Origin of the sequence: Gordonia malaquae, assembly GCF_037148075.1 — a bacterium.
Lineage (GTDB): Bacteria > Actinomycetota > Actinomycetes > Mycobacteriales > Mycobacteriaceae > Gordonia > Gordonia malaquae.
Window position 1 is genome coordinate 550,103 of sequence record NZ_JBBCUB010000002.1, and the last position, 17,290, is coordinate 567,392.

The 17,290-nt window shown below is 66.4% G+C and carries 16 protein-coding genes and 8 tRNA genes; 17 read left to right on the plus strand and 7 right to left on the minus strand.

What is annotated here, in order from left to right:
* The first annotated feature begins 474 nt into the window (after positions 1-474).
* The gene (locus tag WFK36_RS22755; protein WP_419717479.1) at positions 475-882 is read left to right on the plus strand and encodes a nuclear transport factor 2 family protein; all 408 of its coding nucleotides are present in this window, start codon (positions 475-477) and stop codon (positions 880-882) included.
* Positions 883-919: 37 nt separating this feature from the next.
* Here the strand turns inward: WFK36_RS22755 and WFK36_RS09600 are convergent, their stop codons facing one another.
* A complete protein-coding gene (locus WFK36_RS09600; RefSeq protein WP_336791472.1) occupies positions 920-1,612 on the minus strand; it encodes a hypothetical protein in 693 nt (230 codons plus the stop codon).
* Positions 1,613-1,665: 53 nt separating this feature from the next.
* Positions 1,666-1,737 (minus strand) — tRNA-Val (locus tag WFK36_RS09605).
* 264 nt (positions 1,738-2,001) lie between these two features.
* Between WFK36_RS09605 and WFK36_RS09610 the strand changes: the two genes are divergently transcribed.
* The 10 genes from WFK36_RS09610 to WFK36_RS09655 all read left to right on the plus strand — a co-directional run bounded on the left by WFK36_RS09610 (position 2,002) and on the right by WFK36_RS09655 (position 4,959).
* Positions 2,002-2,074, plus strand: a tRNA-Gly gene (locus tag WFK36_RS09610).
* Positions 2,075-2,100: 26 nt separating this feature from the next.
* Positions 2,101-2,174 (plus strand) — tRNA-Cys (locus WFK36_RS09615).
* A gap of 23 nt (positions 2,175-2,197) precedes the next feature.
* Positions 2,198-2,272: transfer RNA gene (locus WFK36_RS09620), tRNA-Val, on the plus strand.
* Positions 2,273-2,327: 55 nt separating this feature from the next.
* Positions 2,328-2,400, plus strand: a tRNA-Gly gene (locus WFK36_RS09625).
* A 71-nt stretch (positions 2,401-2,471) separates the two neighbouring features.
* Positions 2,472-2,852, plus strand: a complete 381-nt coding sequence (locus WFK36_RS09630; protein WP_336791473.1) for a DUF4259 domain-containing protein — start codon at positions 2,472-2,474, stop codon at positions 2,850-2,852.
* 104 nt (positions 2,853-2,956) lie between these two features.
* Positions 2,957-3,029, plus strand: a tRNA-Gly gene (locus WFK36_RS09635).
* Between the two features lie 26 nt (positions 3,030-3,055).
* A tRNA-Cys gene (locus WFK36_RS09640) sits at positions 3,056-3,129 on the plus strand.
* Between the two features lie 32 nt (positions 3,130-3,161).
* Positions 3,162-3,233, plus strand: a tRNA-Val gene (locus tag WFK36_RS09645).
* 110 nt (positions 3,234-3,343) lie between these two features.
* A complete protein-coding gene (locus WFK36_RS09650) occupies positions 3,344-4,189 on the plus strand; it encodes a DUF4261 domain-containing protein (protein ID WP_336791474.1) in 846 nt (281 codons plus the stop codon).
* A gap of 143 nt (positions 4,190-4,332) precedes the next feature.
* Positions 4,333-4,959, plus strand: coding sequence for a GNAT family N-acetyltransferase (locus tag WFK36_RS09655; RefSeq protein ID WP_336791475.1), 627 nt, complete (start codon positions 4,333-4,335; stop codon positions 4,957-4,959).
* 108 nt (positions 4,960-5,067) lie between these two features.
* Here WFK36_RS09655 and zapE read toward each other — a convergent pair whose 3' ends face one another.
* Positions 5,068-6,087: a cell division protein ZapE gene (gene zapE / locus WFK36_RS09660; RefSeq protein WP_008379163.1), complete on the minus strand. Its 1,020-nt coding sequence runs from the start codon at positions 6,085-6,087 to the stop codon at positions 5,068-5,070.
* A gap of 35 nt (positions 6,088-6,122) precedes the next feature.
* On the opposite strand from zapE, the gene WFK36_RS09665 reads away from it, so the two are divergent.
* From WFK36_RS09665 to msrB, 4 genes are read left to right on the plus strand one after another with little or no spacing between them, the layout of a single operon-like run.
* The gene (locus tag WFK36_RS09665) at positions 6,123-6,860 is read left to right on the plus strand and encodes a dihydrofolate reductase family protein (protein ID WP_336791476.1); all 738 of its coding nucleotides are present in this window, start codon (positions 6,123-6,125) and stop codon (positions 6,858-6,860) included.
* A 10-nt stretch (positions 6,861-6,870) separates the two neighbouring features.
* A complete protein-coding gene (locus tag WFK36_RS09670) occupies positions 6,871-8,442 on the plus strand; it encodes an alpha/beta fold hydrolase (protein WP_336791477.1) in 1,572 nt (523 codons plus the stop codon).
* Between the two features lie 26 nt (positions 8,443-8,468).
* On the plus strand, positions 8,469-9,695 hold the full coding sequence (locus WFK36_RS09675; protein ID WP_336791478.1) for a glycosyltransferase family 87 protein: 1,227 nt from the start codon (positions 8,469-8,471) through the stop codon (positions 9,693-9,695).
* Positions 9,696-9,731: 36 nt separating this feature from the next.
* Entirely contained in the window at positions 9,732-10,148 is a 417-nt protein-coding gene (msrB, locus tag WFK36_RS09680) for a peptide-methionine (R)-S-oxide reductase MsrB (protein ID WP_205331692.1), read from the plus strand.
* Between the two features lie 123 nt (positions 10,149-10,271).
* On the opposite strand, the gene hemQ is transcribed toward msrB, so the two are convergent.
* Genes hemQ through hemE form a run of 3 tightly spaced genes read right to left on the minus strand, consistent with a single transcriptional unit; the run spans position 10,272 to position 13,398 of the window.
* Positions 10,272-10,967, minus strand: coding sequence for a hydrogen peroxide-dependent heme synthase (hemQ, locus tag WFK36_RS09685; RefSeq protein ID WP_008379172.1), 696 nt, complete (start codon positions 10,965-10,967; stop codon positions 10,272-10,274).
* A 23-nt stretch (positions 10,968-10,990) separates the two neighbouring features.
* Positions 10,991-12,367, minus strand: coding sequence for a protoporphyrinogen oxidase (hemG, locus tag WFK36_RS09690; RefSeq protein WP_336791479.1), 1,377 nt, complete (start codon positions 12,365-12,367; stop codon positions 10,991-10,993).
* Positions 12,368-12,372: 5 nt separating this feature from the next.
* Complete coding sequence (gene hemE, locus WFK36_RS09695; protein WP_008379176.1) at positions 12,373-13,398, minus strand: uroporphyrinogen decarboxylase; 1,026 nt, start codon at positions 13,396-13,398, stop codon at positions 12,373-12,375.
* A 136-nt stretch (positions 13,399-13,534) separates the two neighbouring features.
* On the opposite strand from hemE, the gene WFK36_RS09700 reads away from it, so the two are divergent.
* Positions 13,535-14,167 (plus strand): DUF3000 domain-containing protein, encoded by a 633-nt coding sequence (locus WFK36_RS09700; RefSeq protein ID WP_008379177.1) that lies wholly within the window; start codon positions 13,535-13,537, stop codon positions 14,165-14,167.
* Complete coding sequence (locus tag WFK36_RS09705; protein ID WP_336791480.1) at positions 14,167-15,381, plus strand: ribonuclease D; 1,215 nt, start codon at positions 14,167-14,169, stop codon at positions 15,379-15,381. The genes WFK36_RS09700 and WFK36_RS09705 overlap by 1 nt, the downstream gene beginning before the upstream one ends.
* Positions 15,382-15,384: 3 nt before the next feature.
* Here the strand turns inward: WFK36_RS09705 and dxs are convergent, their stop codons facing one another.
* Positions 15,385-17,268 carry a 1-deoxy-D-xylulose-5-phosphate synthase gene (gene dxs / locus WFK36_RS09710; protein ID WP_336791481.1) on the minus strand — a complete coding sequence of 628 codons (1,884 nt, stop codon included), beginning with the start codon at positions 17,266-17,268 and terminating at the stop codon, positions 15,385-15,387.
* Positions 17,269-17,290: the final 22 nt, after the last annotated feature.

Below are 17,290 nucleotides of genomic sequence, written 5' to 3' on the forward strand. Positions count from 1 at the left end.
CTGAGCACCACACAAGCGCCCCGCACGACAGAATCCCTCCCACATAGCGTTAGGAAGACACCATGGCAGAACTGCCCACCCAGATCATCGGCCAGCTCCTCGGCATGCTCGGCGGAGGCTCGTCCGAGGGCGGCAGCTCGCTTCCCGGCAGCAGCGAGTAACGCAACCTCCCCGCTGACATAGAAACCCCGCCCGAATCCACGGATTCGGGCGGGGTTTCGTCGTTGCGATGCGGATACGTCAGGAAACACCTGTGCTGCGAACTCGGAACATCGACGTCAGCTCATTCAGCGAGTTGACCCGTACGTCTACCCGAGCATGTCAGAGCGGCGGCTGTGGACCTGTCCTACGGTCCGCGTCGCGGCAGAGCTCCCACATAAAAGACCTCGCCTAGCGCAACGCGGATACACCGACGATCCGCGAGAAGGACCCGACCGACGCCTTTGCGCAGCCGATGGCACTTAGGCTGACGCCATGAAGGATCGCTCTACAATCGCGGCACTCACAGCGCTCGAGCCAATCTCCCACCGACACCCGCCCGGGGCCGACCGTTCTGATGTTGACGCACTCCTGGAAGCCGACTTCGTCGAAGTCGGGGCATCCGGCGCCGTCTACGACCGAGAATTCGTGATCGAGACTATTGCGCAGCGGTACGCCCGTGGCCTTGATCCAGACGATACTGCTTGGCAGATCGACGAATTGTCAGTTCAACACGTCGGACCACTTCTTCACCTGGTCACATATCGGCTGACATTCGGCGGCCGAACGTCACGCCGATCGACACTGTGGCGAAAACACGACTCGAACTATCGCGCCGTCTACCACCAAGGGACACTATGCGATGCAAGACTCGATTCATGTCCCGATCAGCCTGGCGGTTAGTCCTCAATCAACCAAGTGGTTCGAAGCATCCGATCGGTCAGGACAACACATGATTCAGCACCCAACTGACAGCGCCAGCAAGTAGACCAGCCGCGATGCCCATGGCCCCCGCGAAGATAAAGCCCATTCCGCCACGGATTCGGGAGTCGGGCACCAGCTCTGGCAAATCGTCCTCAACGGGCGACATCTCGACCTCTCCGGGGCCGGCTGCGCGTCGCCACAGCGGCTCAGGCTCGACGAGAAGATAGATCAGAACCCCGATCTGGCCCACGAAGAACATCCAGAACCAAGCCCAGCGGTTCGCCCATCGAGGAGTCGACGAGACCATCGCCAGGAACGTCACGAGCCAGACCAGAGCAAGCACACTGACCACCCACCCGGGCGCACGAGAAGGCCAGCTGATCAACTTCGGGGCATCGCGCGCGATGTCGACCTCAACACCCTTGTCGTGCATTCGCTGCTTGAACTCACCGACCTCGACAGAAACTGCGGCCGCAGGGCCCGTCCGCCAGTGAAAGGGACCTGTCGACCACGTGACGGCCGAGATCAGCGCGTCCGACTCCGCACTGTCGATGAGCACGATGTCGACGGCTCCACGATCCACGTCGCGAGCGAACTGATCGTGATCAGCCGCCTTCGGCTGAAACGCTGCCGCCGCAGACACGAAGCCTGTAGTGACGACCAGCAGAGCGGCCCACCTCGCCACAAGAAGTGCCGTACGCAACCCCATCCCCTCCCCTGGATGCAGAAAAGACCCGCAGTTTCCTGCGGGTCTTTTCGTTGTGGTCCCGGCTGGGATCGAACCAGCGACCTTCCCGGTGTGAACGGGACGCTCTTCCACTGAGCCACGGGACCAGATATTGCGTTCCGCGTTGCAGCGGTTCGCACGAGGAATGAGATTACACACTCACGTCGAGCGACGCCAACTCACCCCCGAGCCAGGCCCCATCCCCCTGTCGATGGCCCCTCGTTCACGCGTCATACACGCAACAATGACGCGCCACCTGCGAAAACACATCGATGTAAGACCCTGACCTCGCGATTTGTCATCGCAGCACGAGACCTATAGTGTTCATGTCGCTGGTGAGCGGCGCCCAAAAGGCAAACTCGCCGGTACATGCGGATGTGGCGCAGCTGGTAGCGCATCACCTTGCCAAGGTGAGGGTCGCGAGTTCGAATCTCGTCATCCGCTCGGAACAAGAGCTTGCCTCTTGCGATGGTGGCGTGGCCGAGTGGTGAGGCAACGGCCTGCAAAGCCGTGCACACGGGTTCGATTCCCGTCGCCACCTCCACGCCTGACAACTTCACAAGTCCCGCGCGATTAGCTCAGTGGGAGAGCGCTTCCCTGACACGGAAGAGGTCACAAGTTCAATCCTTGTATCGCGCACCAGATGAATAGCCCCTGTTGACAGGGGTTATTTCATTGGCCAGGATTCCTGGCACACGCGGATGTGGCGCAGCTGGTAGCGCATCACCTTGCCAAGGTGAGGGTCGCGAGTTCGAATCTCGTCATCCGCTCAGAGACAAGTCCCGGTCGCCCGCGCGACCGGGACTTTGTCGTTTCCACACCTGCGGTAGCTTCTTGATCCATGGGCACATGGGGAGCAGGACCGTTCGAGAACGACGCGGCCGCCGATCTGCTGGTTGAGATCAGTGATGCGTCATTCGATTTCGAGTCACAGGCGTGGGCATTCGACGACGAGTACATCGAGGTCGACGGCGGACAGATCGCCATCGCGATGGGCGCGCTGGTCACGATCGGTCGTGGCGACGGGTCTGGCGGCCCGGCCGATGTGGACGCCGTCGCATTCGCGGCGAGCCTCACCGACGAGCAGTTCGGACGTCTGCGCGACTGGATGGGACGAGTACTCGCGGACGGTGACACGTCTGAACTGTACGAACTCTGGGAAGAGTCCGAAGACCTCGACGAATGGCTCACAGCGTCACGCGCAAGCATCCCGCCCGCATGACGGCGGTCGGCACAACGAGCGACCGATTCGTCGACCCGGTTTGGAATCCGGAGGGTTGACCCGCTAGAGTTTCATCTCGCTGGTGAACAACAGTTCAGCGGCACGCGGATGTGGCGCAGCTGGTAGCGCATCACCTTGCCAAGGTGAGGGTCGCGAGTTCGAATCTCGTCATCCGCTCGGAACGAGGGCTTTGCCCTCGCGTTGGTGGCGTGGCCGAGTGGTGAGGCAACGGCCTGCAAAGCCGTGCACACGGGTTCGATTCCCGTCGCCACCTCCAGCTGCCCCACCGCTGTACAACTTCACAATCCCGCGCGATTAGCTCAGTGGGAGAGCGCTTCCCTGACACGGAAGAGGTCACAAGTTCAATCCTTGTATCGCGCACAGTCACTGAAGGCCCGTCGAATCTCGACGGGCCTTCAGTGTGTTCTGAGGCGGCAGGTACCGTGACAGCCACTCCCCTCGTGTAACCGAACGTAAGGACCCGAGCAGCCGTGCCCAGCCTCGCCATGTTGTTCCAGGACCGTCTCGATCCCGCCGTCGACGGCCCCCGGCTCCGGGCTCAGTTGCTCGCCGACTTCCCGGATCTGGACGCGTCGATCCTGACCGTCGACCCGTCCGAGGGCGACGATGCACCACTCACCCTGTCGTACGGCGACACGATGATCGCGCTGATGGGCATTCCCGCAGCCGCAAGCGACAACCTGCCGGAGATCGCTCAGTACAGCCGCCTGTGGCCCGATACCGCACCCGTTCCGGGCACCCACGACGCGCACACCATCGTCACCGTGCTCCGACCGGGCCAGGACACGAACCATCGGCACGCGATCGCCGACGCCGTACTGCTGTCGAAGGTGATCGCCTCGACGATCGCCCTCACCGACACCGTGATCGCCGTGTACTTCGGCAGCGCCGACCACGTGATCCTGCCGTCCCTGTTCCGGGAGTTGGCCATCGAGACTCTTCCGGAGCCGATCCTGCCCGCATGGGTCGCCCTTAACGTCGCCCCGCGCACCGACGGCGTGATGACCGGCCACACGATGGGTCTGGACATGCTCGGGCTCAAGGACATCGAGATCCCGGAATCGCCCGAGACTGCCGAGGAGACGTTCGCGCGGCTGGCGAACATCGCCATCTACCTCCTGCAGAACGGACCCGTCATCGGCGACGGCGACACGCTCGGCAGCACCGCCGACGCCGAAGTCGTCGCTCACCACGTGCCGTCGGTCGTCATCGAAGGGAAAGAGGTCATGCAACTCACTTTCGGCGACGCGGAGCCGGCAGCACCCGTCGTCGCCGAACCGGAACATAAGAAACGCAGTTGGTTCCGTCGAAAGTAGCGTCGCTGTCGAAGTTCTCGCGATCCAGGCCGTCCCCGCTGGACCGGCCACGGTCATCAGAGACCCCAGGACGACCCGCTCAGTGACGTGCAACTCCCGCTGACTTTCCGGAACAATCGCTGAACAGTAGTTCAGGTGAGCGCATGGCGAGGCCCGGACGTCCGCACGACGACCTGGGGCAGAATGGGACGGTGAACATCGAGACCGTCACCGATCCGACGGAGGCCGCGGAGGTGGCCGCGGTCGCCGCCGTCACCTTCCCGCTTGCGTGCCCTCCGCATTCGAAGCCGGAGAACATCACCGCCCACATCGCCGCGCACCTCAGCGAGGCGAAGTTCGCGTGCTACATCGCAGATGACACCCATGAAGTCCTCGTCGCACGCGATGACGAAGGCGGCGTCGTAGGCTACGCACTGCTCGTCCACGCGAATCCGGCGGATCCCGACGTGATCAAGGCGATCAGGGCTGCCGAGTGTGGGCGCGACGCTCTGGAGTCGGAGAACGTCACCGAGGTGTCCAAGATGTACGTGCTCCCCGACCATCACGCATCACGCGGGCAGGCACGTCCGTCGCACGCCCTCATGGAGGCGTCGTTGGACACTGCTCGAACACGCGGCGCTCACTACGTCTGGCTAGGCGTCAACAGCGAGAACGAACGCGCACAGAAGTACTACCGCAAGATGGGCTTCGCCCAGATCGGGACCAAGACCTTCAACATGAACGGCGTCGTCGAGCACGACCACGTCATGGGGCGCCTCATCCGGCCGTAACTGCTCACTTCGACGACAGGCGCTCACCTCCGGAGGTGAGCGCCTGTCGATGATGCGAGCAGATTGTCGTTCAGGTGAGCGGACTGTCGTCGAAGTGAGCGACCGCCGTCAGGCGTCTGCCTCCGCGAAGCGGGAGAGAGCGAGGAGGCGTGACGTCGCGCGGAGGTACTTCTTGCGATACCCGCCTGCGACCATCTCCGGGGTGAAGACCTCGTCGAGCTTGACGCCGGAGACGCTGACCGGGATCTCGGCGTCGTACAGGCGGTCAGCGAAGGCGACGATTCGCAGTGCGACTGCCTGATCAGCAGCCGGACGGAGCCCCTCGATGCAGACGAGGTTCACACCGTCGACCAGGGACTTGTACTTCGAGGGGTGCAGCTTCGCCAGATGGGCGACGAGGTCGTCGAACGTGTCGAGCGTCGAGCCCTCGACGGACGCGGCGTGCTCTTCGAGCTCGGCGTCCGTGGCGGGTTCCGGGGCCGGCGGCAGATCGCGGTGGCGGTAGTCGGGGCCGTCGACGCGGATCGTCTCGAAGATCGCCGAGAGCTTCTGGATCTCGCGGAGAAAGTCCTGCGCGGCGAACCGGCCCTCACCGAGCTGGCCCGGTAGCGTGTTCGACGTCGCGACGATCGAGACGCCGCGCGCCACGAGTTCGGTCAGCAGGCGGGAGACGACCATCGTGTCGCCCGGATCGTCGAGCTCGAACTCGTCGATGCACAGCACACTGTGGTCGGCGAGCCGCTCCAGAGCATCGATGTAGCCGAGCGCACCGACCACGTTGGTGACCTCACCGAACGTCGCGAACGCCTTCGGCCCCGGCATTGAGTGGTACACCGACGCGAGGAGGTGCGTCTTGCCGACGCCGAACCCGCCGTCGAGGTACAGGCCGATGCCCTGCGGCGTCGAGGCCTTGCGGAACAGGCCCTTCTTCTTAGCCCCTGCCCGGACCTTCGACGCACGCGCCACGAAATCGCGGGCGGCCGCCACCGCGGCAGCCTGGCTCGGTTCGTTCGGATCGGGGATGTACGAGTCGAAACTGACGTCGTCGAACATCCGCGGCGGAACCATTTCGCCGACGAGTTGATCGGGAGCCAAGACCGGGTTCCGGTCACTCAGTCGTGCCAACATTCGGTAAGGGTATCCAGGCAGGCCATGATGGACTCATGTTCCTCATGCAGAAAGCGACTGATCTCACAGCGTCGGAGCTAGCGGAGCTGCTTGCCTACCCCACCTCCGCGGGGCCCGTAGTGCGCGCCACCTTCGTCTCGACGATCGATGGAGCGGCGACCGTCGACGGCCGGTCCGGCGTTCTCGGCGGCGACGGCGACCGCCACGTCTTCTTGCTCATGCGGACGCTGTCGGACACGGTGGTCGTCGGTGCACGGACAGCGGTGATCGAGAACTACAAGGCCCCGGCGGACGACAACGCCCCCGTCATGGTCCTGGCGTCACGCTCGCTCGACATCCCCGTCGACTACCTCCCGGTGACGCATCCCCGCGTACTGATCGCCACGTGCACGTCGGCACCCGCCGACCGCCGCCGCAGGCTGATCGACGCCGGCGCGACGCTCATCGACTGCGGCGACGTCGACCTCGATCCCCGTCGCCTTCTCGATGAACTCGGCACGCGTGGACTCCGCCGGATCGACCTCGAGGGCGGCCCTCGACTCTTCGCCTCGTTCGTCGCCGCCGGCGCCGTCGACGAGCTGATCCTCACGACGAGCCCCACGCTCGGGCTCGGCGACGCTCCCCGCATCGCCCACGGCGCGACCCTGCCGCTCCCCGACCAGGACCTGCCGCTGCCGGACCGGCTCCCCTACCCGATGAGTCTGGTCCGCCAGTTCGGCGATGACGACGGGTACCTCTACTCCTTGTGGTCGCGACGCTCACGCGCCGACTAGGCTCGCGACTATGCCGTCGACCCTCCGCGCACGACTGACCGCCGCCCTCGTCACGGCCACCGCACTCGCCACGGTCGGCGCGATCACGGCGGGCTGTTCCGTGGGCCCGGACACCGGGCCGAACATCGTGCGCGGCGACCAGCCCGACGACGCTCAGAACGCGAAGCCTGTTCAGCCTGAACTGTCAGCGCCCAAGAATGATCTGAACTGGCGGTCATGCGACTCGTCGATCTCGAAGGCGTACGACCTCACAGTTCCGGACGGCGTGATCGTTCAATGCGCAAAGTACGAAGTGCCGGTGAATCCGGACGACTCTTCGGGCGACACGGTCTCCATCGGCGCCATGAAGGCGACGACCAAGGCCACACCGCGCGACGCACCGCCACTGGTCCTCACCAGCGGAACAGACCTGCCCAGCTCACGGACGCTGTTGGCGCTGGCTGACGGCGAAGGGAAGATCGTGCTCGACCGCCAGCCGGTGGTCGCCGTCGACTTCCGCGGCACCGGGCTCGGCGCCACCGTCGACTGTCTGACGTCGGCGCAGCGCGACGTCCTGTCGACGTCGGCGGCAGGCCCCGGACGTGACGTCGCGGCCCGAGCCACCGCCGTCGGTACCGCAGCACGGGCGGCGGCAGACCTCTGCTCGGACACGTTGAGCCCCGACCAGCTGAACTACTCGATCACCGCGGCAGCGTCGGACATCGAAGCGTTGCGCAGCCGATGGGACGTCGACCGCATTGCTCTCGTCGGCGTCGGAGCCGGATCGTCGGTGGCGCTGAGCTACGCCGCAGCCCACCACGACCAGGTCGGCCGACTGATCCTCGACTCGCCCACCGGGTACGCCACCCCGGCACGAGAGGCGACCGCCGCCCGGGCGCGGGGAGTGCAGAAGTCCCTGACCACATTCGCGCAGCGCTGCGCGGGCGCCGGGTGTGCACTCGGCGCCGACGGCGCGGCGATGCTGAACCGTGTCGTCGACGCGGGCGCGGCGGGTGATCTGGGCGGCGTCTCCGACTCCGAGGTGATCGACGCGGTCAGCACGGCGATCGCGATCGGCGACATGTCGCAGTCCGGACTCCGCAAGCTCGGTTCGGCGATCGCCGACGCCGACCGCGGCGACGTCGCCGCCCTGAAGGCATATGTGAAGGCGGCCACCGCGGTACGCGGCACCGACGGACGACTCGTCGGGGTGTGCAACGACCTGCGCGGCAGACCCGGACTGCAAGAACTGCCCGGACTGGCCAAAGACTGGTCCGCCGATGCGCCGATGACAGCGCCGACCGCAGCGCTGAGCCTCGCTTCGTGCGACGGCTGGGGCAGCACCGACGCGCCGATCGCACCGGACCGACTTCCTGTCGATCCCCTGATCCTCGTCGGCGCCAACGACCCGTTCAACGGCTCGACCGTCGTCGACACCCTGGCCCAGACCCTCGCTCCGACGAAGACCAACCCGACGGCCGTCGGATGGGACGGCCTCGGCTTCTCGGTACTGGCGCACAGCACGTGCGCCGCCGACGTGGTCCGCGACTACATGGGCGACGCCCCGCTCACCGGGCCGACAGAACGCTCCTGCCCGGCGTGACAACGGTCATCTAGTACGCTTCGCGGGTGACTGTTGTAGACCGTTACCTGTATCCGCGCGTCGATCCGTCGCGCATCGGGAACCTGATCCTGTGGCCGATCAGTCTGCTGATGGTGATCCACCGTTCGCTGATCCTCGGCGTCAACGGGCACCGCACCGACGACTTCACGCCGGTGTACAACGCAGCCCTCGCGTTCCTGAACCAGCGGCCGGTCTACAACGAGAACTACGCGACAGTCGACCCGCACTACCTGTACCCGCCGTCGGGCACCCTGTTGATGTCGCCACTGGCGATCCTCGACCCGGACACCGCACGGTGGACGTTCATCGGTGTCAGTGCGGTCGTCCTCATCGGATGTGCCTACCTGCTGTGCAGGCTGTTCGGCCTGGACCACCGCTCGTGGGTATTCCCCGCCGTCGTGTTCTTCTTCTACAGCACCGAAACCGTCGCCCACACGCTGATCTTCACCAACTTCAACGGGTTCGTGCTGCTCGGCATGGTGGCGTTCCTGATTCTCATGCTCAAACGACAGGATCTCTGGGCAGGCGTTTTCATCGGCCTCACACTGTCGGTGAAGCCGATCCTGGGCGTCCTGCTGCTGCTCGTCCTGATGAATCGACAGTGGAAGATCCTCATCACGGCCGTCGGCATCCCGCTCCTGTTGAACGCCGCCGCGTGGCCGCTCTCGAACGATCCGATGGACTTCGTCAAGCGGACAGTGCCCTACCTCGGGGAATCCCGCGACTACTACAACAGTTCGATCACCGGCATGGGCCAGTACTTCGGAATGGGCGACTGGCTGACCCTCCTGCTGCGCATCGCATTCGTTGCGATGGCCGTCTTCGGCCTCTGGTTCCTGTACCGCTATTACCGTCGGAGCGACGAGCTCCTCTGGCTGACGACGTCGTCGGGCATCCTGCTGGGCACGTTCTTCCTCGTCAGCTCGCTCGGCCAGGGCTACTACTCGATGCTGCTGTTCCCGATGCTCATGACCGTGCTCCGGCCGGGCTCGGCGGTTCGGAACTGGCCCGCGTGGCTCGGCGTGTACGGCTGCATGACCTTCGACGTCTGGGTGTCGAAGGAATGGGAGCCGTTCGGGCGCTACCTCGAGTACGGCAAGGTCACGTGGGGCTGGTCGCTCCTGATGATCGCGGTGTTCTCCTCACTGCTGTTCCGGTACCTGGACATGCGTCGCGCCGACGTCCTCGGCATCGACAGCGTCTCACCGTCGAAGCCGCCCGTCACCGCCTGACGACGCGCAGGGCCGGACGCCGCTACCCTGGTGGCCATGACCGACGACGCCCAGACCGACTTCACCAAGCTCACCGACGCCGACTGGCGGGAACGGCTCAACGCCGCCGAGTTCCGGGTGCTCCGCCAAGCAGGCACCGAGGCGCCGTTCGTCGGTGAGTACACCGACACCAAAGACGTCGGCGTGTACTCGTGCCGTGCGTGCGGTGCCGAGCTGTTCCGCAGCGAGACGAAGTTCGACTCGCACTGCGGCTGGCCGTCGTTCTTCTCCCCGCTCGCGGGCGAGGCGATCATCGAACGTCACGACGACTCCCTCGGAATGCGACGGACCGAGGTGCTGTGCGCCAACTGCCACAGTCACCTCGGCCACGTCTTCGCAGGCGAGGGCTACGACACCCCGACAGACCTGCGTTACTGCATCAACTCGATCAGCCTTCGGCTCGACAAGGCGTGAGGCCTTTCGACTCGCTCCGCTCGCTCAGGGAGCAGTGGGACGCCCGCTCGCTCAAGGAGCAGGGGGCTCATACTGCCCGTTGAGCGAGCGAAGCGAGTCGAAGCGTCGTGACGTGCTGCTCTGCTACGGCAGTGCGTTGACGAGCTTCGCGGGCTCCACGCGCGGGCCGGTGAAGAACGGGATCTCGACGCGGACGTGCATGCGGGCCTCGGTGGCACGCAGATCGCGCATCAGGTCGACGATGCGGTCGAGTTCGGGCGCTTCGAACGCGAGGATCCACTCGTAGTCGCCGAGAGCGAAGGCGGGAACGGTGTTGGCTCGGACGTCCTTGTAATCGCGGGCCGCCTTGCCGTGATCGGCAAGCATCGTGCGACGCTCCTGATCGGGCAGCAGGTACCACTCGAACGACCGGACGAACGGGTACACGCACACGTAGTTTCCGGGGTCCTCCCCCGCCATGAAGGCGGGGATGTGACTCTTGTTGAACTCGGCCGGGCGATGCAGTGCGGCACCGCTCCAGAACGGGTCGCTCGCACGCCCGAGGATCGTCGTGCGACGGAACGTCGAGTAGGCGGCCTGCAACTGCTCGATGGTCTCGGCATGCCACCAGAACATGAAGTCGGAGTCGCCGCGCATTCCGGCGACGTCGTACACGCCGCGGACCACAACACCCGTCTCGGCGACCTCGGAAAGGAATCGTTCGAAGTCAGCGGCCGCTTCCGTGCGATCGGTGGGGAGTTCCCCGGCGCGGACGGTGAACACCGAGAACATCAGGTATCGGATGGTGGAGTTGATCTCTGCATAATCCAAGCGACTCATGCACCCATCGTGCCACCGCGACGTCAGCGGTCGGCGCGCAGGTGATCGACCACACGGGCCGCCGCGGCACGACCAGTGCCGATGCATGCGGGCACTCCGACTCCTCGATACCCAGACCCGGCAACCGCGACACCATCCGGCAGTGACGCGACGGCGTCCGCCATCGCCGAGAGGTGACCCGGGCCGTAATGGGGCAGACCCCCCGGCCAGCGCTGCACAGCTGCGTCCACCACGGTGGGCGCAGGCAGCCCGGTCGCACCGAACACCGTCTGGAGGTCTGCCGTCGCCCGTTCGACGAGGTCGGAGTCGCTCCCGGTCACCGGTTCGCCGAGCCGTCCGAACGACGCCCTCAGCACGGAGACGCCGCCCGGCTGCGGGGCCAGGTGAGGCCATTTGCGGCTGCTCAACGTGATGGCCTTGATCGACAGATCCGCATCGGACGCCACGAGCACACCGGAGTTCTCGGGCAACGGCGACTCGGCGTCGACGGCGAAGCCGACCACCGCCGAGCCTGCCGCTCTGACTCCTGCGAAGGCCGCGGCAGAAACCGGTGCCACGTCAGCGAGGAGTTCTCCTGCGGTCCAGACAGGCGTGGCGACGACAACGGCGTTGTAGTCGCCGACTCCGTCGAGTCGGTAGCGTTCCCCGACGCGGACCACCCGTGGGACGGCGACATTCGTGGTCACGTCGCCGCGGGCCGCGAGGATCAATGCGTCGACGAGCGTCCGGTAGCCGCCGCGAAGCGCACCGAACACCGGCCCGGTACCGGTGCCACGGGCGATGACTGCTGCGACCGCAGCCGTCAACGACGGGGCGCCGTTGTCCAGTTCTGCGGCGAGCGCCGGAATCGCTTCCCGGAGCCCGAGGTCTCGCGATCGGGCCGAGTAGACACCGCCGAGCATCGGATCGACACTCCGCGCGACAACCTGCTCGCCGAACCGCTCAGCCACCAGGTGACCGACACTCACGTCCGCGCCCGGAGTCCACGCGAACGGCCTGCTCGGCTCCGACTCGACGAACCCGACGTGGTCGGTGTCGAGGAGTCCTCGTACGACGTCGGCCGACGCCGGTATGCCCATCAGTGCAGGCGACGGCAATGCGTGAAGTCGGTCGCCGGACCAGATCGCCGGGCGCATCGGCCCCGGCGAGACGACGTCATCGGCAAGACCGAGTTCGGCCACCAACTCGACCGCTTCGGGCCGGCGGACGATGAACGCCTCGGCTCCAACGTCGAGCGTGGCCGGCCCGAGCGGGCGAGTCGCGAGGAGTCCCCCCGGCTCCGACTCCGCGCAGAACACATCGATACGCGCGTCGTCGCCGAGGCGGCGGCGCAGGTCGTAGGCCGCAGTCAGTCCGGACACCCCGGCACCGACGACGGCGACTCGCACGTCCGTCGACATCAGATCTACAGGGTGTGGATGAGCTCGACGGCGTGTGTCACCGCGTCGGCCTCGGTGTTCGGCAGCACGCCGTGACCGAGATTCACGATGTGACCCGGTGTCCCGGCGGCGATGGCACGCTCGCCCTCGGCGATGATCCTCACGAGCTCACCGCGCACCACGTCGCGGCCCGCGAGGAGCGCCGTCGGATCGAGGTTGCCCTGGATCGCGACCGAGCGTCCAACGCGTTCGGCGGCGACGTCCAACGGGGTGCGCCAGTCGACACCGATCACGTCGGTGCCGATCCGGGTCATCGCACCGAGTAGTTCACCGGTGCCGACGCCGAAGTGGATGCGCGGGACGCCGTACTGTTCGATCTCGGCCATCACACGCATAGAGTGCGGTGCGACGAACGCCTCGTACGCCGCCTCGGAGAGGGTGCCGGCCCAGGAGTCGAACAGTTGGACCGCATCGACGCCCGCGTTGATCTGGGCGCGCAAGAACGCGATCGTCAGATCCGTGAGACGGCCCATCAGCGCATGCCACAACTCGGGATCGCCGAGCATCATCGCCTTAGTGTGCTCGTAGGTCCTGCTCGGACCGCCCTCGATCAGGTACGACGCCAATGTGAACGGCGCACCGGCGAAACCGATGAGCGAGACCGTCGGCGGGAGTTCGTCGATCAGGAGTCCGATCGCGGCGGTGACAGCACCGACCGCTTCCGGTTCCAGTCGGGGCAGGCCGGCCACATCGGCGGCCGTGCGAATCGGCGAGGCGATCACCGGCCCGGTCCCCGGCACGATGTCCAAGTCGACACCGGCCGCCTTCAACGGGACGACGATGTCGGAGAACAGGATCGCCGCGTCGGTGTCGTGACGGCGAACCGGCTGCATGGTGATCTCGCAGACCAGTTCGGGGTCGAAGCACGATTCGAGCATTCCGCGGTCCACCCGGATCGCCCGGTACTCCGGCAAGGACCGTCCGGCCTGGCGCATGAACCACACCGGACGCCGTGACGGCGTACCGCCGGTCGCGGCCGCGATCAGCGGCATCTGAGTCGGGGATCGGCGGGCACGCAGGGAAGTCATGCCTTCACTGTGCCATCACCGGGCGGACAGAGCAGGTCACACCCCGCCTTTCCGGCGCGCCTCCGTGATCACGGGCGAGTCGCGGCCTACTGTGACGCCCGTGACCACTTCTGGAGCTCCGACGGAGCCTGCCGAGTTCCGCGACGCAGTGCAGTCGCTGCATGCCGCGAACGTGCGCCCGGAGATCGAAGTCGGATCCATCCGTCCCCCGCAGCGTCTTGCACCGTACAGCTATGCGCTCGGCGTGGAAGTGCGCCAACCCGACGTCACCGACTCTGCGATGATCCCCGCCGATTCGGCGGGCAGCTCGTTCGGACGTCTTGTGCTCTTGTACGACCCGGACGGCCAGGAGGCGTGGAACGGGACATTCCGCCTCGTCGCATTCATCCAGGCCGAGGTCGAGGCGGCACTCGCAGCCGACCCTCTGCTCCCCCAGGTGACGTGGAGTTGGCTGTCGGAGGCGCTCGGCGTCAGTGACGGCGAGACCGAGTCGACTCCGGCCTTCGGAAGCGACGTCCCGCCGGTCCGTGCGCTCGGCGGCACCGTCACAGCGACCACGTCTGTCCGCTACGGCGACATCGCGGGGCCTCCGCAGTCGCACCAGCTCGAACTGCGCGCATCGTGGACCGCCACGGGTGTCGACCTGTCCGTCCACCTCGAAGCGTTCTGTGACGTGCTGGCGTCCGTTGCCGGTCTGCCACCGTCCGGCGTCTCGGCGCTCGGCTCGCTCTAGTGAGCGCCAACGGGATCGAGCCGGACGAGTCGGTCACTCCGCTGACACGACCTCGTGACGGAGTGCCCGACGTTCTGACCACTCCCGAGGAGTTCTCCGCCGCCGCTGCCCGGCTCGCGGCAGGCACCGGGCCGATCGCCGTCGACACCGAGCGCGCCAGCGGCTTCCGCTACTCACAGCGCGCGTATCTGATCCAGTTGCGCCGAACCGGGTCCGGAAGCTTCCTCCTCGACCCGATCGATCACCCCGACGCTCTCACCCCGGTGATCGACGTGCTGACCGGCCCGCAATGGATCCTGCACGCCGCCGACCAGGATCTCCCTTGTCTGCGTGAACTCGGTTTTGTGTGCGAGAGCGTCTTCGACACAGAACTCGCCGGTCGCCTTCTGAACGTCCCCAAGGTGAACCTCGCAGCGATGGTCGCGGGCTTCCTTCATCTGGGACTGGCGAAAGGTCACGGCGCAGCCGACTGGTCACAGCGGCCGCTCCCCGACGATTGGCTCAATTACGCCGCGCTCGACGTCGAAGTGCTCGTGGAACTCCGCGACGCGGTGTCGGCGGCACTGCGTGAGGCAGGCCGCGAGACGTGGGCCGCGCAGGAGTTCGCCGCCGTGCTCGCCCGCCCGGCACCCGAACCGAAGCCCGACCGGTGGCGCAGGACGTCGAATCTGAACACACTCAAGACAACTCGGGAGTACGCCGTCGTCCGTGAGTTGTGGACCGAACGCGAAGAGGTCGCGCGCCGCCGCGACGTCGCTCCCAGCCGAGTCCTACCCGACGCCGCGATCGTCAACGCCGCGAAGTCGGCGCCACGGAACACCGCCGAACTCACGTCACTCCCGGTGTTCTCCGGCCCTCGACAGCGACGCCAGGCCGACATCTGGATGCGGGCCGTACGCCGCGCCCAGGAACTGTCCGACAAGCAGCTCCCGTCCAAGCGGGCTCCGCAGACCGGCGTCCCCCCGATCAACCGCTGGGAGCCGAAACACCCGGTGGCCGCAGCCCGCGCGAAGGCCGTCCGGCCGGCTGTGAAGGAGCTGTCGGAGTCGATCGGGATTCCAACCGAGAATCTGCTGTCGCCGAATGTGATCCGGGACCTGTGCTGGGAAGGAGTCCGTGCAGACAGCACCGTCGCGCAGCGGCTCGCCGAGCTCGGTGCACGCCCGTGGCAGATCGAGCTCACCGCCGAGTTGATCGACGCCGCCTTGCCCTGAGCGTCAGGCCAGCGGTGCGCCGGTGAGCGCCTTCGCGATCGACTCGACGAGGTCGGCTGCGGTGAGGCCGATGTCGGCGAGGATCTGTTCCCGCGTGGAGTGCAGGATGAACTCCTGCGGGACTCCACGCTGGATCACCGGTGTGCCGACACCGGCCTCTGCCACCGCACGGGTGACGGCAGAACCTACCCCGCCCTGAACGCCGCTGTCCTCCAACGTCACCACCAGTCGGTGACTCCGCGCCAGATCGGTGATCGACGCGGGCACCGGAAGAACCCATCGTGGGTCGACGACCGTCGCGGTCACACCGTGTTCAGTCAGTCCGGCGGCTGTGTCGAGCGCCAGCTGCGCGAACGCTCCGACTCCGACGATCAGCACGTCGGCGCCGCCGTCACGGTCGCCGGCGAGGACGTCGACACCGTCGTCGAGACGTGCGAGGGCGGGAATGTCGGCGGGGACGGCGCCCTTCGAGTAGCGGACCGCCGTCGGGCCGTCAGCCGTGTCGAGAGCCTCCGAGAGCTCCTCGCGGACCCTGATCGCGTCGCGGGGCGCGGCCACCTTGAGTCCTGGGACCAACGACATCAGCGACAGATCCCACATGCCGTGGTGACTCGGACCGTCCGGACCGGTGATGCCCGCGCGGTCGAGAACCAGAGTCATGGGGAGCTTGAGCAGCGCGACATCCATCAACAACTGATCGAAGGCTCGGTTGAGGAAGGTGGCGTAGATCGCCAACACCGGATGCATGCCGCCCAGGGCCAGGCCTGCGGCCGACGCCATGCCGTGCTGCTCGGCGATGCCGACGTCGAACATGCGCTCGGGAAACTTCTCGCCGAAGGCCGCGAGACCGGTGGGCCCGGGCATCGCGGCCGTGATCGCGACGATCTCGGGGCGACGCGCGCCCTCCTTCACGAGCGCCGACGAGAACACCGAAGTCCAGTCCTGCGGCGGCACCGACGTGGCTTTGCCGGTCGCGGGGTCCATCTTGGCGGTCGCGTGCATCTGCTCGGCCTCGTCGTTCTCGGCGGGCGCGTAGCCGTTCCCCTTGCGGGTCACGGCATGCACGATCACCGGTCCGCCGAACGCCTTCGCACGACGCAGCGCGCCCTCCATCTCCTGGAGGTCGTGACCGTCGACGGGGCCGACGTACTTGAGGCCGAGGTCGGCGAACATGGCCTGAGGCGACACGAGGTCTTTGACGCCGCTCTTCATCCCGTGCAGGACCGCGTAGGTCGCGTCCCCGACCACGGGAAGACCGCGAAGCGCACGGCGGCCGCCGGTGAGAAAGCGTTCGTAGCCCGGCTGCAGGCGCAGTGCGGACAGGTTCTTGGCGAGGCCGCCGATCGTCGGGGCGTACGAGCGTCCGTTGTCGTTGACGACGATCACGACGGGACGGTGGCCGTCGGCGATGTTGTTGAGCGCCTCCCAGCACATGCCGCCGGTGAGGGCCCCGTCGCCGACGACGGCGACGACGGTGCGGTCCTGGTCGGTGAGCTCAAACGCCTTCGACAGCCCGTCCGCGTTCGACAGCGCGGCAGAGGCGTGTGACGACTCGATCCAGTCGTGCGGGCTCTCGGCACGGTCCTGGTACCCGGTCAGACCGTCACGCTGGCGAAGGGTGTCGAACTTCCCCTTGCGGCCGGTCACGATCTTGTGGACGTAACACTGGTGGCCGGTGTCGAACAGGATCGGATCTGTCGGCGACTCGAACACCCGGTGGATCGCGAGCGTCAATTCGACGACGCCGAGATTGGGTCCCAGGTGACCGCCAGTCGCGGCGACCTTCTCGATGAGGAACGCACGGATCTCCGTCGCCAGCTTCTCGAGGTCGGCAGGCGACAGCGCCCGCACGTCCGCAGGCGAATCGACTCGATCCAGCACACCCATCGAGCGTCTCCTCACCTTCGTC